This is a genomic window from Nonomuraea dietziae, assembly GCF_014195505.1.
Taxonomy (GTDB): Bacteria; Actinomycetota; Actinomycetes; order Streptosporangiales; family Streptosporangiaceae; genus Nonomuraea; species Nonomuraea roseola.
In genome coordinates, this window is the sequence record NZ_JACIBV010000001.1 from 1,162,965 (window position 1) to 1,183,416 (window position 20,452).

Consider the following 20,452-nt stretch of genomic DNA (forward strand, 5'->3'; position numbering starts at 1 on the left):
CATCAGGGGACGACTACGCAGGGGCTCGCGGCGGCGCCGGAGCGCCCCGAGGCGAACGGGCCGTGGTCCTTCGGGGCAGATCCGTCCTCACGCCCGCCCGGCTGGGGACAGCCGGAGACCGTGGAGCGCTCGCAACCGGATGGCCGGCAGCCGCGGGGCGGCGGTCACGGCTGCCTTCTCGGGTCGAATCCGGTGGTGTCCGCCAGCCGCTGGAACAGGCGGCGCTCGTCCTCGCTGAGCGGGGCGGGGACCACGATCCTGGTCTCGGCGTACAGGTCGCCGGGCTCTGCCTGGGGGTTGGGCAGGCCACGGCCGTGGAGCCGGAGACGGTCACCGCTCGAGGTGCCCGGCGGCACCTTGATCAGTTCCGGGCCGGCGGGTGTGTCCACCGGCACGGCGGCTCCCAGCGCGGCCTCCCACGGAGCCAGACGAAGCTCTACGTGGATGTCGCGCCCCCGGACCCGGTACTTCGGGTGGTCGGCGATGCGTACCACGAGGAAGAGATCGCCGTCAGGCGCTCCCGCCCTGCCGCGCCCGCCCTGCCCGGGGATCCGGAGGCGCTGGCCCGCGACGAATCCGGGAGGGATCACGATCTCCATCCGGTGGCGGCCGTCGAGGGTGAGGACGCGGCGGGCGCCGTGGTAGGCCTCCTCGACGGTGATCTCGAGCTCGGCCTCCTGGTGGGCGCCCGCGGCGGAGGCCCATCCCTGGTACGTCCGCTCGCCGTACAGGTCGCCGAACAGGTCACCGAACCCGGGAGCCGCCGTCCAGGCCGGGGCGGGCCCCGGTGTCGGCGCTCCTCTCCGGACCCGTACGTGCGGCTGCATGTCGAAGTCCCAGCCTGCCGAAGCCCGCTGGACGCCCTGCGCGGCCGCGTCGTAGCGCCTGCGCGCCGCAGGGTCACCCAGGACGCGGTAGGCCTCGGTGATCTCTTTGAAGCGCTCCTCGGCGCCGGGCTCACGATTGACGTCAGGGTGGTAGAGGCGGGCCAGCCTGCGGTAGGCGCGCTGGATCTCCTCCTGGCTCGCAGTCCTGGCGACCTCCAGCGCCTGGTAGAAATCCTTCGCCATCGCCCGACCCCTTGGTCACTGCGTGAAGCTCGGGAAGGCCGGCCGTCTCGGGTCAGTCCGGCTCGGCGTTTCCACGGTTCCTTTTGCCCGCCCGCCCGGTGACCGGCTCGGGGGTCGCCGCGTGCCGTCGGCCCGGCCGGCGGACCACTGCGTGGCCGACCTGGAGCAGGTCGGCGACCTGCCGAACGCGGAGGGTGACGAGCGGCCTCCCGGCCGGGGGCGGGCCACGGGACCATGCGCGACGGTGCCGCGCCATGGCCCGCCCCCCGGAGCGGGTCAGGCGTTGATGGCCTTGCTGTCGCCGCGGCTGATCTCCACCTTGCGCGGCTTGGCCTTCTCCATCACGGGGATGTGCACGGTGAGGACACCGTTGGCGTATTCGGCGTCGATCCTGTCGCTGTCGAGGTGCTCGGACAGGTAGACGCGGCGGGTGAAGGCTCCCATCACCCGTTCGCGGACGAAGACGCGCTCGTCCTGGCCGAACTCCTCCTCGCGGCGGGCGCTCACCGACAGCACCCCGCGGTCGACGGTGACCTCGATGGAGTCGGGGTCGATACCGGGCAGATCGAACCGCAGCACCACGTCGCCGGCGCGGCGGATTCCGTCCATCGGCATGATCGCGCCGGCGCCCTCGGCGGCGGCCTGGCGGGTCAGCCGATCGAACTGACGCTCGAACTCCTGCACGAACGGGTCGATCGACGTCAGCAGCATCGTGCCTCACCTCCGAAGATCTCCCGGGGCCGACGGCACCCGGGATGCCTGTTCTGCCAAGAGGAAACCTCTAATCCAGATTGTAGATAACCTCGGTGCCCAATTGTCAACTCCTTCGAGGGCGATCCTCTGCGGGATCCGGCGCCACCGCTTCGGACACCGCCTCCAGGCCGAGCACCTGGGCGGCCTGGCCGGTGGTGTAGGCGGGATAGTCCAGATGGTGGAGCCGTTCGACCGACATGAAGTACGGCGGTCACTCGCCCGGTACGCGAAGAAGGAAGAAGGGGGTTGACAGATTCTTGCAGCACTGGCTATAGAAAATGTGTATCGGTCGATGACCTGGCGGCGCTGTCAGAGGTTTCCGGGGAGGGATCGACATGCAGGATCTGGCCACGCGGCGCGTGGACGGTGAGTTCGCGGAGCTGATCTGCGCCGACGATCAGTGGCTGCGAGAAACGTTCGACGCCCTGATCGCGGCAAGTTATGGGCCGCCACCTGCCGGTCCCTGGCCGCCTGCCCCTCCTCGGACGCCGCCGACCGGGCCGTCGCACCGGCGGCTTCACCTCCGGCGCGACGGTCGGATGCTGGAAGGCGTCCTGGTGGCGAAGCCGTCAGGCCTCCGGCTCGGCCGCTCACCGCCGAACCCGTCGTGATCCGGCCGTGCGTCCTCAGACGTCGACCGGCGACCCGGTCGGCACCTCCATCACACGGCGCAGGAAGGGGGAAGTGAACACATCCGAGAACACGTACTCATACCTCGCTCCAAGCTCATGTCATCGGGCCGGCGGGACTCTTCCCCGCCGGCCCTTTCCAATCAGCCGGCCTGAGACCCTGCGCTTCCGTCTCCGAGCGTGGTCGTCGCAGTCCGCCACCCACCTCGGCGTGGGTCAGGCGATCCGCGCGAGCGTCTCGCCTCGCCGTCAAGGAGCGAAGACGCCGCCGCGGCGGCCGAAGGGCGCGGTGGCGAACCGGAAGGCGATCTTGGCGGGAGTCAGCCAGCGGACGCGTGCACCGTTGCGCGTTCGGCTGATCACCTTGTCGGCCAGGATCGACAGCACCTGGCCGTCGCGGTTGGAAAACAGCACGCGCGTCTGCTCGGGGATGACGGCCATCTCCCACGCGCCCGGTCTGCTCGTCGCGTTTCCAGGCGATGCCGTAGCGCAGGGTGAGCACGAAACCCGTGATGAGTGCCCGGCTGACCACCGGGCGATCCAGTGAGGCGACTGGTCGCCCAGCCCCGCGTTCGCCCCCCCGTACGTCAGGTCGATCAACAAGTGCGGCGCGTCGTCAACGGGGCGAACATGGCTTGATGCGGCGGCGGTACGCCTGCAGGGCTCGTCCGCTACTGGATGACCTCATAGATCTCCTTGTAGCCGGATTTTGCGTTGTTGTTCATGGCGTCGATCATTGCCTGCGTGTTCTCGTCTGGATTCACGAAGGCCTGGCGCTCCATGGCGAAGTACTGGTCCAGACTGTCGAACTCCCATTGACAGACGACCGTATCCATAGGGCCCGCATAATCCACGTAGATTCGCAGATTCGTGTACCCCGCCTCTTCAAACACACTGGTGAGGGTCTTGAACGCTGCCACGATCTCCGGCGCCTTCCCACGTTCGGCTTGGAAGACCTCGCGCATCATGTACATGGTCTGGCTTCACTTTCCCGCCTGCGCAGTAATTAATTGATCAGTCTCACGCTAGATCACCTAACGCGCCCCGCGGCGGAGACACGCAGGCGGAGACGGACCGCCAAACGCGGCCAACAGTAGGCTGAGCCGCCCGCCCTGCGGAATGAGGTACTCGCCCGCCTGCACCTGCGGTTTTCCGCACCTCGGGGACGGCCATGCGCCTCATTCCTGACCCCTCCCCGCCCTTCGTAGCTGGGGGGCATGACACTCCGGCTGGTTGAGACCGTGCTGCGCGAACTCGTGGCCGGCGCGGTGTCCCGCCGGCGAAAGGCGCTCCTTGGCATGCTTTCACTGCGCTCTGCGCCCACGTGCATGGCCTGTTCTCACCGATTCTCGGCCGGACCCTCGTTGCCGCCGTGCTGCTCTACTTCTCGGCTACATCTGCCCGCGCAGCCAAGGCGTCCGCGAGGGAGCCTTAGTGGCAGTTCACGACAAGAGGTGCGGCCCGTTTCTGCCGTATCCCGGTAGCACCCCTTCGTGGCGCGTGAGGCCAGTCGTAGGGTCGGCACAAATCGTGCCGACCCATTGCGGTGAGACGATGGGTGTGCCCCCAGGTGGGGGCACTGGTGCAACCGAAGTCCCAGGTGAGTTGTACGCGGCGATCCGCCGTCATTCCCGCGCAGGCTCGCCGTCAGCGGCCTGCGTGAGGATGCGCAGCCAACTGCCTGCGAATCAGCGGGGCGGTGCGGTAGGCGACGATCTCGCGGGTGACTAATGACGTCGTGGTGCGTTCGACGCCCGGGATGGCGAGTATCATCCCGGCGATGCGGTACAGGTCGTCGCCGTCGGCAGCCACGGCCTGTACCAGCAGGTCGGTCGGACCGCTGACGCTGTAGACCTGGAGCACTTCGGGGATTCCGGCCAAGGCCTCTGCGACCTCGTCGAGCATGCGCTGAACCACCTGCACCGCAGCGAAGACGGTCAGCGGGCAACCGAGCCGCCGCGGGCTGACCCGGCGTTCGAAGGACTCAAGCCCGCCCCCCTCTTCCAGCTTCGCAAGCCTGGCCTGCACGGTGTTGCGGGACAGGCCGATCTGGTCCGCCAGGGCGACGGTGGTGGAGCGCGGATGGTCGATCAGGGCCAGAAGCAGGCGGGCATCCGTTTCATCGATCCGATCACCACTGGGCATTCCGCTCTTCTCCTCACCCTGCACATCCTGGGCTTTGCGCATAATGCTGAAATATCAAAGCACAACTTGTGCATATTCGCGCCCCATGCTGTGATCTGCAGGCATTACGCACGGATCGAGGGAGTTACGTGAAGCATCTCGGCATCATTGCGCACAGCGTCGAAGGCGCAGCGCTCTGCTTTCAGACGTTCTGTCAGGAAGGGTTCCGTCAGCTCGGCCCACACGAGCATCCCGACGTCAGCCTCGACTGCATCGCCATGGGACGCAGCATGCCCCACTGGGACAGGGGGGAGTACGGGCCGATCCGCTCGATACTCGCCGAGAGTGCGCGGCGGCTCGCCGGTGCGGGCGCGGACTTCTTCGTCTGTCCGGACAATACCGCGCACATGGCCCTCGAACTACCGGGAGACGATCTGGCCATTCCTGGCCTGCACATCGCCGACGTCGTCGCCGACCGTGCGGCAAGCGAAGGCCATAGGCGCGTCGGCGTCCTCGGGACCAGGTATCTCATGGACGGTCCCGTGTACGGCAGGGCGCTCGCGGAGCGGGGCATCGCGTCTCAGGTCCCTCCCGCCGCCGACCGCGAGAGGATCAACACGATCATCTTCGACGAGCTCGTCAACGGCGTGTTCACCGAGAGCTCACGGCAGGAATACGCGCGTGTCATCGCGGACCTCGCCGACAGCGGCTGCGACGCCGTGGCCCTGGTGTGCACTGAGATCCCGCTCCTGGTGACGCCGGACGTCTCCTCGCTGCCCACCCTCGATTCCACTCGCCTCCTGGCAGGCGCCGCGTTCGACACCGCCATCGGCCGGCGCGCCCTTCCCTCATGGCGCGGCGGCCCCGTTCGCGGTCGCGACCTCCCGGCTCAGCCGACGGGCGGAGCAGCGCGGACCCGTACATCTTGAGGGCGGATCCCTCGCGATCGCGTATCAGGCAGAGCGCGGCTCAGCCCAGGCCTGCGCCGAGGCCGCGGGTCCCGCCGGTGATCACGATCGCCTTAGCGACGCGCGGAGCGCGCTCAACGGTCGCAGGCGCATGGTGATCGGCCATGCAAACCCTAGCTCAGGTCGGCGGGGAGTGGTCGCCCTGGCTCGGGCGATCGGGCTTGCGGGAGGCGAGTGGCGAGGCCTCGTCCCCAGGTGCGATCTCGGCGTGTTCCTCGCCGTGACCGCGTCCGTGGCCGTCGTCCAGCGGGATCTTCTCCCCGCCGTACGCCTTCGACATCCGCCCGCGCAGCTTGCCCAGCGGACCGCGCACACCCCTCGGCGGGATCCCCTCGGCGTCGGAACCGATCTCCACCTGCCTGATCGCCTCCTTGCCCCGCACGTGTGCCTCGATGTCCTCCGCCGCGGGCGTGTGGATCTCGATGAACTCACCGTGCGGCAGCCGCTTGATCACACCCGACTCCACGCCGTGACCGATGACCGCGGCGTCGGAGCGCTGCAGTCCCAGACAGATGCGGTAGGTGATGATGTAGGCGATCACCGGGCCTGCCAGCACCAGCACCCGGCCGATGTAGGTCGTCCAGTTCAGGCTGATCTGGAAGAAGGCCGAGATCTCGTCGTTGGCGCCCAGCAGCCACAGCACGCCGTAGAACGTGATGGCCGCCATGCCGATCGAGGTGCGGTGCGGGTTGTTGCGGGGACGGTCGGCGATGTGGTGCTCGCGGTTGTCGCCGGTCACCCACCGTTCCATGAACGGATACAGCGCCAGGCCGGTCATCACGATGCCCATCGGCACCAAGGCCGGGATGATGACGCTCAGCGGCAGCGTGCCGAACTCGCTGGTGCCGAACAGGTTGATCTCCCAGGCCGGCATCAGCCGCAGCGAGCCCTCCAGGAAGCCCATGTAGAAGTCGGGCTGCGAGCCCGCCGAGATGTCGGCAGGCGTGTAGGGGCCGAACGCCCAGATCGGGTTGATCTGCGCGAAGGTCGCCATGCCCGCGATCACGGCGAAGGTGAACATGAAGTAGGCGCCGGCTTTCAGCATGAACGCAGGGTAGAACGGCGCGCCGACCACGTTGTGGTTGTTGCGCCCCTTGCCCGGCATCTGCGTGTGCTTCTGCACCCACATCAGCACCAGGTGGGCCGAGATCAACGCCAGCAGGATGCCCGGGATCAGCAGGATGTGCAGCGAGTAGAACCTCGCGATGACATCCTCACCCGGGTACTCCCCGCCGAACAGGAAGAAGGTGATGTACGTGCCCACCAGCGGCAGCGAGATCGCCACACCCTCGGTGATCCGCAGACCCGCACCCGACAGCAGGTCGTCGGGCAGCGAGTAGCCGGTCAGGCCTTCGACCAGTGCCAGCGTCAGCAGCAGCACGCCGATCAGCCAGTTCAGCTCGCGCGGCTTGCGGTATGCACCCGTGAAGAAGACGCGGAGCATGTGCACCATCATGCCGGCCACGAACAGCAGAGCCGCCCAGTGGTGGATCTGCCGCATCAGCAGACCGCCGCGCACCTCGAAGCTGATCTCCAGAGTCGAGGCGTAGGCCTCGGACATCATCACGCCCTTGAGCGGGTCGTAGGGACCGTCGTAGATCACGTGCATCATGCTGGGCTTGAAGAAGAACGTCAGGAACGTCCCGCTCAGCAGCAGGATGATGAAGGAGTAGAGCGCGATCTCACCCAGCAGGAACGACCAGTGGTCGGGAAAGATCTTGCGCAGGTTCCGCTTGAGGAAGGTGCCCGCGCCGATGCGATCATCCAGAAACTTCGAAGGACCCGCGATGGCCTTGGGAACAGCCGTCATGTCGCTCATTCCTGGCCCTCTTCCTTTCCATCCGGTCTGTCCCCTGTCTGCCCGTCTCCCGAAGCGCGCCACGAGCGCCGGACGACCCAGACGCCCACAGCCGCGCCGCACACGGCCGCCAGCGCGTTGATCGTCGCGCGAACCGTGTCCGAGCCGTAGCCGTAGCCGTTGCCGAGCACGAGGACGGCCAGCACGACGGCGGCGAGCACGGCGGCTCCCAGCGCCGCGGCCAGGCCCAGTCCCCCGGCGCGGAGGACCCGCGCCCGTCGGGAGCGCGGCTTCGAGGCGCGTGCGGGGAAGGAGAGGCGCTCGACGACGGCCTGCGGTTGCTCGTCCACCGAGCCCAGGGCGCGCTGCAGGGTCACATCCGACGCTGTCTCGCTGAGGCAGATCCACTCGCCGTCCTGGATGAACACCGTCGCCCGCGCGGTGCCCGGCACGTTGAGCTGGAGGAAGTCCTCTCCCTCTGGGAACCTGCGGACCTGGTAGCGCACGTAGGGCAGCCGCGCGTCGAGCGCGTCGAGAAACTCGTTCAGCCGCCTGTCGGACTGCCCCATACCACATTCCCCCTTCCTGCATATTCGCATAAGGGACAAAAGCGGTTGCATGGCAGCCCCCCGCTCAGCGGGATCCGGTGGAGCCCCCGCGCGTCCGCTTCCACCACGGCGGCCTCGCGACGCATGCTGGATTCTCCGCTCGGCAAGGAGCACGGCAGCGTCAGGACGAGGCCTGAGCCAGACGGATGCATCTGATCGACGTCCTCGCTCGAAGGAAGAGCTGTGACCGATGTCCTCACGCGACGACGTACCGGCTCCGTGGCCGGTGCGCTGCTGCTGTCCGCGATGGTCGCCGCCCAGGTGGCCACCGGGCTGCAGCCCAGGCCGATCGGCCTGACCAGCCTGGTCGTCATCCTGCTCGCCCTGTCGTCGGTCGCCTTCGCGGCGGCGGCCTGCGGCCTGCGGCGGGCGGTCTCGGCCTTCGCCTCGGCGGCGGCGCTGGGCTACGGGTCCGAGCTGCTCGGTGTCACCACAGGCGTGCCGTTCGGCGACTACGCCTACACCGCCGTCCTGCAGCCCCAGCTGTTCGGGGTGCCGGTGATCGTGCCGCTGGCCTGGGCGGGCATGGGGCTGGCCGCGTACGCGGTCGCACGAGGAACCGGTCTGACCCGCATCGGACTCGGGGCGGTGGCGCTGACCGCGTGGGACCTCTTCCTGGACCCGCAGATGATCAGGCTGGGTCTGTGGGCGTGGGAGCACGACGGCCCCTACCGCGGTGTCCCGCTCACCAACTTCGCGGGCTGGCTGGTGGTCTCGTTCCTGATGATGGCGCTGATCCATGCCCTAGCGCGCGACACGGCAGACGACACGGGGCTGGTGACGGTGTACACGGTGATGGCGGTCATGGAGACTCTCGGCTTCGCGCTGGTGTTCCAGCCGCCCGACCCGCTGGTGGCGGCGTGCGGAGGGCTGGCCATGGGGGCGTTCGCCGTGCTGGCGTGGAGGCGTCGATGGCAGAGGTGAGCGTGATCGGCGGCGGGGTGGGCGGCATGGTGAGCGCCTTGCTCCTGGCCAGGTCGGGCCACGAGGTGCGGCTGTTCGAGCAGCTGCCTCGGCTGGGGGGCAAGCTCGCCGAGCATCGGCGCGACGGTTTCACCTTCTCCCTCGGGCCCTCCCTCCTGACCCTTCCCGGTGTCTTCCGCGAGCTGGGCGTGCGGCGGGAGCTGGTGGAGTTGAGAGAGCTGTGCCGCTACCGGTTCGCCGACGGCTCGCGGCTGAGCGCCCATCGCGATCCTGAGCGGATGGCGGCGGAGGTGGAGCGGCTGGCGCCGGGCCAGGGCGCGCGCTGGCGGGCCTTCCACGCCTGGGCGCGCGGCTGCCTGGAGGCATCGACCCGCACCTTCTTCGCGGGACCGCTGACCAGGCCGCCGTCGGAGGCGCGACTGTCGGACCTGACGGCGGTGGCGCCCGGCCGTACGCTGGCGGGGCTCGCGTGCCGTGCCTTCACCGATCGCCGCCTGCGGCAGTACGTCGCCCGCTACGCCACCTACGCCGGCTCCAACCCCTACCGGGCGCCCGCCGCGCTCGGCTGCATCCCGGCCATCGAACACGACCATGGCGGCTGGTACGTCCCAGGCGGGCTGCCGACCCTCGCCGACGACCTGGCCAGGCTGCTGGAGGAGGCCCAGGTGGAGGTGCGCCTCTCGGCACGGGTCTGCGAGGTGGTGGCCGGCGGAGGGCGGGTCAGGGCGGTACGGCTCGCCGACGGCGGCGAGGTCGGCTGCGACGTGGCGATCGCCAACACGGACGCGGCCGAGCTGTACGGGCACCTGCTCCCTGATCGGCGCAGGCTGCGGCGCATCGCCGCGCTCGGGCCTTCGTCGTCGGCCTTCCTGCTGCTGGCAGGGGTGGAGGGCCGCACCGAAGGGCTCGCCCATCACTCGATCCTGTTCTCGGCCGACTACCGAGCCGAGTTCGGTGACCTCTTCGAGCGCCGCAGGCCGCCGCGGGACCCCACCGTCTACGTCGGCTGCGCCTCGGTGGACGACCCCTCCCAGGCCCCTGAGGGCGCGGAGGCCTGGACGATGCTGGTCAACGTTCCCGCCCGTGACCCCTCCCGCTGGCCGCTCTCGCCGCAGGCCTATCGAGACCTGGTGCTGGAGCGGCTGGCAGAGCGCGGCCACGACCTGTCGGGCCGGCTCCGGTTCGTGGACCTGTTCACCCCTGCCGACCTGCGGGAGCGGTACGGCGCGTGGGGCGGGGCCATCTACGGCGGCGCCTACTCCGGCCCTCTGGCCCCCTTCCGCCGCCCCGGCAACAGGGGGCCGAGGCGCGGCCTGTACCTGGTCGGCGGCTCGGTCCACCCTGGCGGCGGGCTGCCGCTGGTCGCGATGGGCGGCAGGATCGTCGCCGACCTCGTCAACCGCGACTTCCCGGTCGGAAAGGCCACCTCGTGAAGTGGACCACCGCGCTCGGCCTCGCCCAGGCCGCCGCCGCCGTCACCGTGGGTGCCAGGCTGGCCAGAGGACGGCGGCGCAGACCGCCGCTTGCTCCCGTGCACCACGTCACGGGCGCGGTCTCGGTCGTCGTGCCGGCGAGGAACGAGGAGCTTCGCATCGCGCCCTGCCTGAGCGTCGCGCTGGCCGACCCTGCCGTCGCCGAGGTGATCGTGGTGGATGACGAGTCCACCGACGCGACCGCACGCGTGGCGGCGGGGCTGGGCGCGAAGGTCGTCAGGGCAGAGCCGCTCCCCCCTGGCTGGGTGGGCAAGCAATGGGCGCTGCGGCAGGGCCTGGCAGCGGCAGGCGGCCAGGTGATAGTCACGCTGGACGCCGACGCCAGGCCCAGGCCCGGCCTGTTCGGCGCGCTGGTCGCGGCTCTGGACGAGTTCGATCTCGTCTCGGCCGGGCCCCGGTTCGTCTGCGACGGTACGGCCGAGCAGGCGCTGCACGCCTCCTTCCTGGCCACCCTGGTCTACCGCTTCGGGCCGATCGGCCCGGCCTGCCCGCCCTCGCCCCGGCGGGCCCTGGCCAACGGCCAGTGCATGGCCTTCCGCCGGGCCCCGATGCTCGAGGCGGACGCCTTCAGCCGCGTGCGCGGCCACATGACCGACGACGTCGCGCTGGCCAGGACGCTGGCGGCCGACGGCTGGCGGACGGCCTTGCTCGACGCGGGGGACCTGCTCCACGTGGACATGCACGAGTCGTTCGGCGAGGTGTGGCGGGAGTGGGGCCGCTCGCTTCCGCTGGCCGACGTGACCGGCCCCGCGTGGAAGGCGGCGGACCTGAGCGTGGTGTGGCTGACGACAGCGCTGCCCGTGCTGCGGCTGCTGACCGGCCGTCCCACCAGGCTGGACCTGGGCCTGCTGGCGATGCGCCTGCTGCTGACCTGCGCGTTGCGGGGCAGCTACGTCCGTCCCGGCCCCGGGCTGGCGCTGTCACCCTTGCTCGACCTCGCGACCGCCGTACGCCTGACGCAGGGCACCCTGCGGCCGGTGCGGACCTGGCGCGGCAGGACCTACCCGCGGCTCACCTCCGGCGCTCGGCCAGCGCCGCCTGACCGAAGCGCAGGCCGATGAGGCACATCAGCGCGCCCGTGGCCGCCACCTGCTCCACCGAGGTGAAGATCAGCTGCAGCAGAGGCAGGCCGAAGACCCCTGCGCGCGCCCCCCTCGCGAACGACCTGGTCAGGAGTCCGACGATGGCCAGCACCGCCACGCCCAGCAGGAAGGCGGGCCAGCAGATCACCGCGAACCCGCCTGCGAAGGTGAGAATCGAGCGTCCTCCGCCCATGCGCGCGAACACGGGCCACGCGTGGCCGGCCATCGCCGCCGCCACCGCCGCGTACACAGGACCCCAGCCGCCGCCCGCCCACAGAGCGCCCGCCCACAGGCCGACCAACGCCGCCAGGGTGCCCTTCAGCGCGTCACCGGCGAACACCGGTGCCGCGGCGCGCCAGCCCAGCTGTTCCTTCATGTTCCAGAAGCCGGGATTGCGGTCGCCGACCTCGCGCGGGTCGAAGCCGTGCGCGCGCGCCACCAGGACCGCGACGGGGATCGAGCCGAGAAGGTAACCACCGATGACAGCGGCGAACCAGGCAGGCATCGCTTCATTCCACCTTGTCAGGTATGCGGACCTGAGCGCCATGCGCTCCATGGCCTTCGACCGGCCGCTGCTGCGGCGCACCGGCGGACTGCTGTTCCACCGCCTGCTCGGCACCGGCCGGGCGGCGTCCATGAGCCTCGGCGCGGACCTGCGCCGCTGGGCGCTGTTCGCGGTGTGGCGCGAGGAGGCCGCGCTGGAGGCGTTCCTGTGCCGCTCCCCCATCGCCGAGCGGTGGCGCGGCCAGGCGCGGGAGTCCTGGCACGTACGGCTGGCGCCCCTGGCCTGGCGCGGGCGGTGGGGCGGCCGAGACCCCTTCGCAGGGACGGCCAGGCCACCGCGTGGAGCGCACGAAGGCCCCGTGGCCGTGCTCACCAGGGCGTCGATCAGGCCGTCCAGGCTGGCCGCCTTCTACCGCTCGGTCCCCCGGGTGGACCGCCTCCTGGCGGAGCAGCGCGGATGTCTGGCCTCCGTCGGCGTCGGCGAGTGGCCACTGGCACGCCAGGCCACCTTCTCCTTGTGGCGCGGCGTGGACGAGGTGAACGGCTTCGCCTACGGTGACGCCGCGCACCGGACGGTGATCGACAGGGTACGGTCCGAGGACTGGTACGCCGAGGAGCTGTTCGCCCGCTTCATCCCCTATGCCAGCCAGGGCAGCTGGAACGGCGCCGACCCGTTGGCCTGACCCGTTCACGGCGTCGTCCTCGGCCGGCCGCCTGCCAGATCGCGTGCCACCTGGCAGGCCCGGGCGATCGTCGCCGCTCCCGAGGAGCCGTGCGCGACGATCAGCGTCCCCCGCAGGCCCAGCAGCGCGGCGCCGCCGTGAGTCTCGGGGTCGTAACGGCGGGCCACCACCGCGAGGTCCTCGGGCGCGGCGATCCCTGCCGCGGCCGTCATCGACAGGGCGGTCCGCACACATCCCTCGACGCTCTTCAGCACGATGTTGCCAGTGAACCCGTCGGTGACGATCACGTCGACCCGCCCTGCGAGCACGTCGTGCCCCTCGACGTTGCCGTGGAAGCGCACCGGCAGCTCGTGGAGCAGCCGGCCCGCGCCCCTGATCAGCCGGTTGCCCTTGTCCGGCTCCGATCCGATCGACAGCAGCCCCACCAGCGGATCGGGCACGCCGAACACCAGGCGGGCGTAGGTAGTGCCGAGAACGCCGAACTGGGCGACCATCTCCGGAGTCGGATCGGCGGTGGCGCCCGCGTCGACGAGGACGGTCGACCCGCCTGGCAGCGTCGGCAGCGCCACCGCCAGCGCCGGGCGCAGCACCCCTTCGGCCCTGCCGATCAGGCGGACCGCGCAGGAGACCACCGCGCCGGTGGAGCCCGCCGAGACGAACGCCGCGCCCTCGCCGCGCCGTACCAGCTCGCAGCCCACGGCCAGGCTCGTCGAAGCGCCGGCCGTGGCCGGCGCGCCGCGCTCGGACATGGGAACCGCCTCGTCGGCGTGGACGACGGGGATCTCGGTGGCGTCGTGCCGTTCCAGTTCTTCGCGTACCTCGCGTTCGCGGCCGACCAGCACGACGGGCACGCCGTGCGTCCGCCATGCGGCCACCGCGCCCCTGACGATCTCGGACGGGCCATGATCACCGCCCATGGCGTCGAGGACGACTGGAGCGGCGCTCATGGCAGCTCCACGCTGACGCGCCGTTCCTGCCTGCCCGCGCTCGACGCGGCCAGCAGGTGGCGGGTGAAGATGGCCAGCTTGCGCCGCCGCGGCACCCGCGCCCGCCGCCCCAGCACCTCGAACCCGGCGCGTTCGATCTCGGCGAGGATGCCGCCGTACAGGTGGTAGGCGGCCTGTACGCAGGGCCGCGAGGAGGGCGTGAGCAGGTCGACGCCCTCCAGGGCCAGGCGGTAGTGGCGGTGGGCGCGTTCGGCCTCGAAGGCCAGCAGCCGCCGTACGGCGGGGGTGACCGTGTGCCCGCGCAGGTCCTCCTCGGTGACACCGAACGCGGACAGGTCGGCCGCCGGCAGGTAGATGCGCCCTCTGTCGAGGTCCTCGGTGACGTCGCGGAGGAAGTTGGTGAGCTGGAAGGCGAGGCCGAGCTGGCGCGCCGGCTCCCTGGCCGCCGCCTCGGCGCCGGGCAGCGGCTCCAGGATCGGCAGCATCATGGTGCCGATGACCGCCGCCGAGCCCTCCATGTACTCCAGCAGCTCGTCGTAGGTGGCGTAGCGGGTCACCGTGAGGTCCGCGCGCATCGAACGCAGGAAGGCGGCCAGCTCACGCTGGTCGATGCCGAACGAGCGCACGGTGTGGGCCAGAGCGGGCAGCACCGGATCCTCGACGGGCGCGCCCGACAGGGCCGCGCTCAGACGGGCGGACAGGGCGTCGAGCGCCTCCGCCCTGTCCGAGCGCATCTCGAAGGAGTCGACGATCTCGTCGGCGTAGCGGGCGAAACCGTACAGGGCGTGGACGTGACGCCGCTTCCACGAGGGAAGCAGCCGCGTCGCGAGGTAGTACGAGCGGCCGTATCGGGCGTGCAGCCGGCGGCACCGTTCGTAGCTCGCGGTCAGGCTGCTCATCGGGCGGCCTCCAGGATGCGCAGGGCGGCCAGCCGCCCGGAGATCAGCACGGGTGGGACGCCGACGCCCGGCGCGGTGTGCATCCCCGCGAAGTGCAGCCCGGGGATGCGGCGGGCGACGCCCGAGGGGCGCAACCACGCGGTCTGGGTGAAGCGGTGGTCCAGCGCGAAGGGGGTGCCCGCGGAGTGTCCATCCGCCGCCCATCGGCGTGGGTCCCAGGTCAGACGCGGTCGTGTCGACAGATCGCTGTAGCCCAGATCGGTCAGGCGGGCCAGCGTGCGGTCCGCCAGTCCGTCCCAGCCGTGACCCAGCAGATTGGGCGCGGGTTCCAGCACGGTCAGGGTGTCAGGCGTGGGGTGGGTGACCAGGATGCTGGGGTCCGGCTGTGGCCTGCCCGCCTCCAGGGCGGTGAAGATGGACGCCCACTGCTTCCCGAAGTGCAGCGTGTGGTGTGCCTGGCCGGTGAGAGGTCGCTCCAGCCCGATGTGCAGCACGACGCACGAGGGCGAGAAGCGCGGACGGCGCAGCCGCCAGTCGGCGGCGGCCTCGGGGAGCAGCCCCGCATGCGCGTTCACCAGGTCGCAGGCGACCACGACGGTGCGGGCGGCGAGCCGTTCGCCGCTGTCCAGGAGCACCGCCGTGACACCGTCGGAGTCGGTCCGCACCCGGGTGGCTCGCGTGCCGTACCTGAAGGTGGTCCCGAGCTTCTCCGCCAGCGCGGCCAGGGCGAGCGGGATCGAGTGCATCCCTCCTGCGCGGGGGAAGTAGACGCCTCCCACGGTGTCCATGTGCGAGATCACCGCGTAGATGCCCAGCGCCCGCCGCGGCGACAGGCCCGCGTAGAGCGCCTGGAAGGTGTGCGCCCTGATGAGCCGATCGTCGGTCAGGTGGGCGGCCACCAGCCGGTCGAGACGGCGGAAGCCGCCCATCGCCGCGAGCCGGGCCAGCGCCAGTGGCCTGGCCATGGCCCGCAGGCGGGTCATGTCGGCGTCGATGAACGCGGGCCACTCCGCCTCGAACATCCGGCCCAGCAGCGCGCGGAAGCGACGGTACCGCTCGGCCTCGGCCGGACCGCACAGCTCGCGCACCTGCCTGACCATCGCCTCGGCCTCGGGCGTCACGTCCAGGCGGGAGCCGTCGGCGAACAACAGGCGATAGGCGGGGTCCAGCCGCCGCAGCGGCAGCCAGGCCTCCAGCTCCTCCCCCGCTGCGCCGAAGATCTCGGCCAGAACCCCCGGCATGGTCAGCACCGAGGGCCCGGTGTCGAAACGGTGAGGGCCGAGCTCCGCCGTGCCGCAGCAGCCGCCGGGCTCCTTTCGCGCCTCGATCACGGTCACCTCCCGTCCGGCCGCGGCCAGGTGAACCGCCGCGGACAGGCCGGCCAGCCCCGCCCCGATCACCACGTCCATCAAGCTCTCCTGTCCGTGACCTGGCGGGCCAGCTCCGCCAGCGCCGCCGAGGCCTCCTCCGGCAGCCCCGCCCTCTCCAGCGCCGCCGTCGCCTTCCTGGTCAGCAGGTCGATGCGCCGCTCCACGGCCTCCAGGGCGCCGCACGCGACGATCAGCTCCCGCGCCGCCGCGACCTCGGCCTCGTCGCGCACGTCGTCCACCGGCGTGTGGCCGTGCCCCCCTGTGCGCCGCCTGGCCTCGGCCAGCAGATAGGTCTGCTTGCCGAGGAACAGGTCGGCGCCGGCGGGCTTGCCGGTGAGCGCGGGATCGCCGAACACGCCGAGCACGTCATCACGCAGCTGGAACGCCTCGCCCAGCGGAAGGGCGTAGGCGCTCAGCGCCGCGCGCACTCCGGGAAGGCCTCGGGCGAGGGCGTGCCCGAGGAGCAAAGGGCCTTCGACGGTGTACTTGCCCGACTTGTACGCGCCGGTGAGCAGCGCCTGGCTCCTCGTGCCCGCGCCACGGGCGGCGTGGGCCAGGTCCATGTACTGGCCGCCGATCAGCTCCACGCGAAGCTGGGTGAAGACCTCCCACGAGCGCGCCGAGCCCGTCGCGACCATGGCGGTGTCGGCCCAGGTGTAGGCGAGCAGGCCGAGCAGCGTGGCCACCGACTCCCCGTAACGCCGTGGGTCGCCCCGCCAGCCCTCCTGCCGATGCTCGTCGAGAAGGGCGAGATGGGCGGTGGTCCGTCCTCGCCTGGTGTCGGACTCGTCCATGATGTCGTCGAGGATCAGGGCGCAGCTGTGCACGAGCTCCACCGCGCAGCCCGCCGACAGCACGGCGTCCCGTTCCTCGGCGGAGCCCCCGGCGGCGCTGTGGCCCCAGAACACGAACGACGGGCGCAGCCGCTTGCCCCCGTCGATGACGAAGCGGGCCAGCAGGTGCCGTACCGCTTCACGCTCCTGCCCGCCCAGGAAGCCGAGCCGGCCCATCTCCCGCTCGACGACAGCGATCAGGCGTTGATCGACCAGCTCCCGCACGGAGCCGGTCACTGCGGTCACGGTCACGAAAGCCCCTTCGCTCGTTTCAGGTGCATTCGCGAACCGAAGGGCTGTCGGATGCATCCGGGGAACGCCGGTTGCCTCAGGCACCGCTCCTCGCCTCGCGTGCCGTCATGTGGCCCGCCTGGAGCCGGACCGTCGAGCGCCCCGGCCGCCGCGGCCGGGGCACCCTCTTCGGCGGCGTCGCCGTCAGCGGTCGCGGCGGCCTCGGCGCTCGCGCTCGTCACGCACGTCGCCGTCGGTCTCCACACGCTCCTTGCGCACCTGGCCCGAGACGGTCTCCTGGTCGGTCACCTGCTCCTTGGCCAGCCGCACCCGCTCGACGGGGACGGCCTCGGTGTCCACGACAGCGCGCTCCTCGTAGAGGGTCTCGTCGTACTCGGCCTCGGAGATGTCCTCCCCGCGCATCGCGGCGCCCCTGTTGGCGTCGGTGATCGGCTCCCGCTCCAGCCGTACCTCCTCGCGGGTGACCGGTACGGTCACCTGCTCGGTCTCGGTCACCACGTACTTGCGCAGCCGCGCCCTCCCGCTCTCGCGACGCTCCTTGCCGACGCGCAGGTGCTCCTCCGAGCGCGTCATCGCCTCGTCGGACCTGCCCGCCTGGGTGGGAAGGCCGGCGCCGGACGTCCCTCGGTCGCCGGACCGCCCGGTCTTCCTGCCGGCGCCCTGACCGGGGACGGCGCCCTGACCGGGGACGGCGCCCTGGCCGGGGACCGGGCCGCGGCCGTCGCCGCTCTGCCTGCCCGATGCCGCGCTCCAGTCGAGCCCGTAGTAGCGGTAGAGCTCCCGCTCCTCGTCCAGCGAGAGGTGCCCGCCGGACTCGACGTCGACGCGCGGCGCGTCCTTGATCATGGCCTTGTCGTAGGTGACGTCGACCCGATCACCGTCCACCCGCGCGGCGCGCAGCGGGAGGAAGGACTCGTGCATGCCGAACAGCCCGGTCCTGACAGTCAGCCACTCGGGCTCATTGGTGTGGTCGTCGAGGTAGACGTTCTTCACCTCGCCCACCTTGGCCCCGTCGCGGTCGTAGACCGTCCGCCCGATGACCGTCTGGATCTGCTCCTGCGTGATCACGTACAACTCCCCCTTGTGTGGTTCTCCGAGGGAATTGCCCCCGCCCGTCAGGCGGTTATCGCGGTTTGCCGGAGTGTGGACACAATGCGTACCTCGCCGAGGGAGAGCTTGGAACGGCGGCGACGGTGGCAAAGGATCGCCGCGTCCGGACAGGCGGTCTCTGTGCCGGTTGTTTACGTCCCCTCACGCTTGGACGCGCCGCTCCGCTCCACTCCGCGTCGCGGCCACCCCCCGGCGAGGTCCCACCGGCGCACGGCCGACGCTCAGACCTTGAGGGGGTCCCTGGCGTCGTCGAGCCGGTCGGCGCTCAGGTTCCTGGTCAGGCTCTCTCCCTCGATGTCGAGATCGGGCAGGATGCGGTCGATGGGGCGGGGCAGCCACCAGGCAGCGCGGCCGAGGAAGGACATCACGGCCGGCACCAGGGTCAGCCGGACGACGAACGCGTCGACGAGCACGCCGACGGCCAGCGCGAAGCCGATGGACTTGATGATCGGGTCGTCCATGAACACGAACCCTCCGAAGACCGCCGTCATGATCAGCGCGGCGGCGGTGACGACGCGGGCGTTGTGGCCCAGGCCGTTGACGGCGGCCTGCTGCGGGCTGTCGCCGTGGACGAAGTCCTCGCGCATGCGGGAGACGAGAAAGACCTCGTAGTCCATGGCGAGGCCGAACAGGATGCCGATGAGCAGGATCGGCAGGAAGCTCACCAGCGGTCCCGGCACGTCGACGCCGACCAGGCCGGCCAGATGGCCCTGCTGGAAGATGGCCACGGTGATGCCGAACGTGGCGCCGACGGTGAGCAGGAAGCCCAGCGCCGCCTTGATCGGCACCAGCAGGGAGCGGAAGACCAGCATGAGCAGCAGGATCGACAGTCCGGCGACGAGCCCCAGGTAGACGGGCATCGCCGCGGCGAGCTTCGCCGACACGTCGATGCCGATGGCGGTGGCGCCGGTCAGGGCGATGTCGGCGCCCCGGATGCCCGCCACGCGCTCCCTGATGGCGTGGACGGCCTGCTCGGTGGCGGCGTCGGCGGGACCAGCCTCGGGGATGACGGTCATCAGCACGGTGGTGCCCTGCGGGTTCGGCTGCGGCCGGGAGACGTGCAGCACCCCGTCCGTGGCGTCGATCAGCTGCGCGGCCTGCGTGGCGGCCGCGCCGGTGGCCGCGGCGCTGTCGCCGGTGACGACGGCGATCAGCCGTCCGTTGAAGCCGGGCCCGAAGCCCTCGCTGATCAGGTCGTAGGCCTCGCGGGCCGGCGAGCCAGGGGCGGCGGTGCCCGCGTCGGGCAGTGCCAGGCGCATGTCCTGGGCGGGCAGGGTCAGCGCGCCGAGCCCCACGACGCCGGCCAGCAGGATCGGGACGCGCAGCCGGGTGACGATCCTGCCCCAGCGGAAGCCGAATCCCTCGCGACCCCGGTTGTGCGCCTGTCCGTCGCGCTGCCTGCGGGGCAGGACGCGGGAGCCCGCGAAGCCCAGCATGGCGGGGAGCAGGGTGAGGGCGACCAGCACGGCCAGCGCGACGGTGCCGGCCGCGGCCAGGCCCATCACGGTCAGGAAGGGAACGCCGACCACGAAGAGGCCGGCCAGCGCGATGACGACGGTGGCGCCGGCGAAGACCACAGCCGAGCCCGCGGTCCCGGTCGCGCGCCCCGCGGCCTCCTCCTGCGCCATGCCCTCGGTGAGGTACTGACGGTAGCGGGAGGTGATGAACAGCGAGTAGTCGATGCCGACGGCCAGTCCCAGCATCAACGCGAGGATGGGCGCGGTGCCGGTCAGCTCCAGCACGCCGCTGAGGGCGAACAGCCCCGCCATCCCAGCCGCGACGCCGATCAGCGCGTTGAGCAGCGTCATGCCCGCGGCGACCAGGGAGCCGAAGGTGACGACGAGCACCACAGCGGCGACCAGAACGCCGAGCGCCTCGGTGGAGCCGATCTCCACCTCGGCCCTCATGAACTCGCCGCCGTGCTCCACTCGAATACCTCGTGCGGAGGCGCCGACCCGCTCGTACGCCGTGCGCTGGGATGCGGCGACCTCGTCGACGGCGGTGGCGAACTGGACCTGGACCAGCGCGTAGCGGCCGTCCGGCGTGACCGACCCGGCCATGAAGGGGTCGATGGCGGCGATCACGCCCGGAACCCGGCCCGCCTCCCCCACGACGGCCGCGACCGCGGCCTTGTCGAGCTTCCCTCCCTCGGGCGCGGCGATGACGATGGTGCCCGTCGCGCCACCCGCCTGCGGGAACTTCTCGCGCAGGGAGTCGAGCGCCCGCTGGGACTCCGTGCCGGGCATCGTGAAGTTGTCGCTGGTGGGGCCCATGAAGGCGGCCGCGGCCCCACCCAGCAAGGCGAGCGCGAGCAGCCAGACGGCGAGCACGCGCCCCCGGCGGCGGAAGGAGAACCGGCCGAGCCGGTACAGCACAGAAGCCATGAAAGTGGACGTCTTTCCTCG

Annotated in this window: 21 protein-coding genes; 6 read left to right on the forward strand and 15 right to left on the reverse strand. The window is 71.0% G+C overall.

Annotated elements, in window-relative coordinates:
- Positions 1 to 164: 164 nt before the first annotated feature.
- From FHR33_RS05725 to FHR33_RS51600, 3 genes are all read right to left on the reverse strand, one after another.
- Positions 165 to 1,070 carry a DnaJ C-terminal domain-containing protein gene (locus tag FHR33_RS05725; RefSeq protein WP_183644517.1) on the reverse strand — a complete coding sequence of 302 codons (906 nt, stop codon included), beginning with the start codon at positions 1,068 to 1,070 and terminating at the stop codon, positions 165 to 167.
- Between the two features lie 276 nt (positions 1,071 to 1,346).
- Positions 1,347 to 1,781: an Hsp20/alpha crystallin family protein gene (locus FHR33_RS05730; RefSeq protein ID WP_183644520.1), complete on the reverse strand. Its 435-nt coding sequence runs from the start codon at positions 1,779 to 1,781 to the stop codon at positions 1,347 to 1,349.
- A 106-nt stretch (positions 1,782 to 1,887) separates the two neighbouring features.
- Complete coding sequence (locus FHR33_RS51600) at positions 1,888 to 2,022, reverse strand: hypothetical protein (RefSeq protein WP_281388146.1); 135 nt, start codon at positions 2,020 to 2,022, stop codon at positions 1,888 to 1,890.
- Positions 2,023 to 2,158: 136 nt separating this feature from the next.
- On the opposite strand from FHR33_RS51600, the gene FHR33_RS05735 reads away from it, so the two are divergent.
- Positions 2,159 to 2,434 carry a hypothetical protein gene (locus FHR33_RS05735; protein ID WP_183644523.1) on the forward strand — a complete coding sequence of 92 codons (276 nt, stop codon included), beginning with the start codon at positions 2,159 to 2,161 and terminating at the stop codon, positions 2,432 to 2,434.
- 267 nt (positions 2,435 to 2,701) lie between these two features.
- Here the strand turns inward: FHR33_RS05735 and FHR33_RS05740 are convergent, their stop codons facing one another.
- The 3 genes from FHR33_RS05740 to FHR33_RS05750 form a co-directional block, all read right to left on the reverse strand.
- Positions 2,702 to 2,893 (reverse strand): hypothetical protein, encoded by a 192-nt coding sequence (locus tag FHR33_RS05740; RefSeq protein WP_183644526.1) that lies wholly within the window; start codon positions 2,891 to 2,893, stop codon positions 2,702 to 2,704.
- A gap of 230 nt (positions 2,894 to 3,123) precedes the next feature.
- Positions 3,124 to 3,420, reverse strand: a complete 297-nt coding sequence (locus FHR33_RS05745) for a hypothetical protein (RefSeq protein WP_183644528.1) — start codon at positions 3,418 to 3,420, stop codon at positions 3,124 to 3,126.
- A 679-nt stretch (positions 3,421 to 4,099) separates the two neighbouring features.
- Positions 4,100 to 4,639, reverse strand: a complete 540-nt coding sequence (locus FHR33_RS05750; protein ID WP_221240948.1) for an Lrp/AsnC family transcriptional regulator — start codon at positions 4,637 to 4,639, stop codon at positions 4,100 to 4,102.
- Positions 4,640 to 4,725: 86 nt separating this feature from the next.
- Between FHR33_RS05750 and FHR33_RS05755 the strand changes: the two genes are divergently transcribed.
- Positions 4,726 to 5,505, forward strand: coding sequence for an aspartate/glutamate racemase family protein (locus tag FHR33_RS05755; RefSeq protein ID WP_183644531.1), 780 nt, complete (start codon positions 4,726 to 4,728; stop codon positions 5,503 to 5,505).
- 157 nt (positions 5,506 to 5,662) lie between these two features.
- On the opposite strand, the gene qcrB is transcribed toward FHR33_RS05755, so the two are convergent.
- Positions 5,663 to 7,363 (reverse strand): cytochrome bc1 complex cytochrome b subunit, encoded by a 1,701-nt coding sequence (qcrB, locus tag FHR33_RS05760; RefSeq protein ID WP_183644534.1) that lies wholly within the window; start codon positions 7,361 to 7,363, stop codon positions 5,663 to 5,665.
- Positions 7,360 to 7,911, reverse strand: a complete 552-nt coding sequence (locus tag FHR33_RS05765) for a hypothetical protein (RefSeq protein ID WP_183644537.1) — start codon at positions 7,909 to 7,911, stop codon at positions 7,360 to 7,362. Before FHR33_RS05765 ends, qcrB begins: the two co-directional genes overlap by 4 nt.
- 222 nt (positions 7,912 to 8,133) lie before the next feature.
- Here FHR33_RS05765 and FHR33_RS05770 point away from each other — a divergent pair, with 222 nt between their 5' ends.
- Genes FHR33_RS05770 through FHR33_RS05780 form a run of 3 tightly spaced genes read left to right on the forward strand, consistent with a single transcriptional unit; the run spans position 8,134 to position 11,428 of the window.
- Positions 8,134 to 8,874, forward strand: coding sequence for a carotenoid biosynthesis protein (locus FHR33_RS05770; protein WP_312895378.1), 741 nt, complete (start codon positions 8,134 to 8,136; stop codon positions 8,872 to 8,874).
- A complete protein-coding gene (locus FHR33_RS05775) occupies positions 8,862 to 10,307 on the forward strand; it encodes a phytoene desaturase family protein (RefSeq protein ID WP_183644540.1) in 1,446 nt (481 codons plus the stop codon). Before FHR33_RS05770 ends, FHR33_RS05775 begins: the two co-directional genes overlap by 13 nt.
- A complete protein-coding gene (locus FHR33_RS05780) occupies positions 10,304 to 11,428 on the forward strand; it encodes a glycosyltransferase family 2 protein (protein ID WP_183644543.1) in 1,125 nt (374 codons plus the stop codon). The genes FHR33_RS05775 and FHR33_RS05780 overlap by 4 nt, the downstream gene beginning before the upstream one ends.
- Here FHR33_RS05780 and FHR33_RS05785 read toward each other — a convergent pair.
- The gene (locus FHR33_RS05785; RefSeq protein WP_183644546.1) at positions 11,379 to 11,954 is read right to left on the reverse strand and encodes a glycerol-3-phosphate acyltransferase; all 576 of its coding nucleotides are present in this window, start codon (positions 11,952 to 11,954) and stop codon (positions 11,379 to 11,381) included. The genes FHR33_RS05780 and FHR33_RS05785 overlap by 50 nt on opposite strands.
- A 49-nt stretch (positions 11,955 to 12,003) precedes the next feature.
- Here FHR33_RS05785 and FHR33_RS05790 point away from each other — a divergent pair, with 49 nt between their 5' ends.
- Complete coding sequence (locus FHR33_RS05790; protein ID WP_246451684.1) at positions 12,004 to 12,636, forward strand: spheroidene monooxygenase; 633 nt, start codon at positions 12,004 to 12,006, stop codon at positions 12,634 to 12,636.
- A 5-nt stretch (positions 12,637 to 12,641) separates the two neighbouring features.
- On the opposite strand, the gene plsX is transcribed toward FHR33_RS05790, so the two are convergent.
- The 6 genes from plsX to FHR33_RS05820 form a co-directional block, all read right to left on the reverse strand.
- Positions 12,642 to 13,583: a phosphate acyltransferase PlsX gene (plsX, locus tag FHR33_RS05795; protein ID WP_183644548.1), complete on the reverse strand. Its 942-nt coding sequence runs from the start codon at positions 13,581 to 13,583 to the stop codon at positions 12,642 to 12,644.
- Complete coding sequence (locus FHR33_RS05800; RefSeq protein WP_183644551.1) at positions 13,580 to 14,482, reverse strand: phytoene/squalene synthase family protein; 903 nt, start codon at positions 14,480 to 14,482, stop codon at positions 13,580 to 13,582. The genes plsX and FHR33_RS05800 overlap by 4 nt, the downstream gene beginning before the upstream one ends.
- On the reverse strand, positions 14,479 to 15,891 hold the full coding sequence (locus FHR33_RS05805; RefSeq protein ID WP_183644554.1) for a phytoene desaturase family protein: 1,413 nt from the start codon (positions 15,889 to 15,891) through the stop codon (positions 14,479 to 14,481). The genes FHR33_RS05800 and FHR33_RS05805 overlap by 4 nt, the downstream gene beginning before the upstream one ends.
- Positions 15,891 to 16,937 carry a polyprenyl synthetase family protein gene (locus tag FHR33_RS05810; protein ID WP_221240950.1) on the reverse strand — a complete coding sequence of 349 codons (1,047 nt, stop codon included), beginning with the start codon at positions 16,935 to 16,937 and terminating at the stop codon, positions 15,891 to 15,893. The genes FHR33_RS05805 and FHR33_RS05810 overlap by 1 nt, the downstream gene beginning before the upstream one ends.
- A 183-nt stretch (positions 16,938 to 17,120) precedes the next feature.
- The gene (locus tag FHR33_RS05815) at positions 17,121 to 18,005 is read right to left on the reverse strand and encodes a DUF2382 domain-containing protein (protein ID WP_183644555.1); all 885 of its coding nucleotides are present in this window, start codon (positions 18,003 to 18,005) and stop codon (positions 17,121 to 17,123) included.
- A gap of 263 nt (positions 18,006 to 18,268) precedes the next feature.
- Entirely contained in the window at positions 18,269 to 20,431 is a 2,163-nt protein-coding gene (locus tag FHR33_RS05820) for an MMPL family transporter (RefSeq protein WP_183644558.1), read from the reverse strand.
- Positions 20,432 to 20,452: the final 21 nt, after the last annotated feature.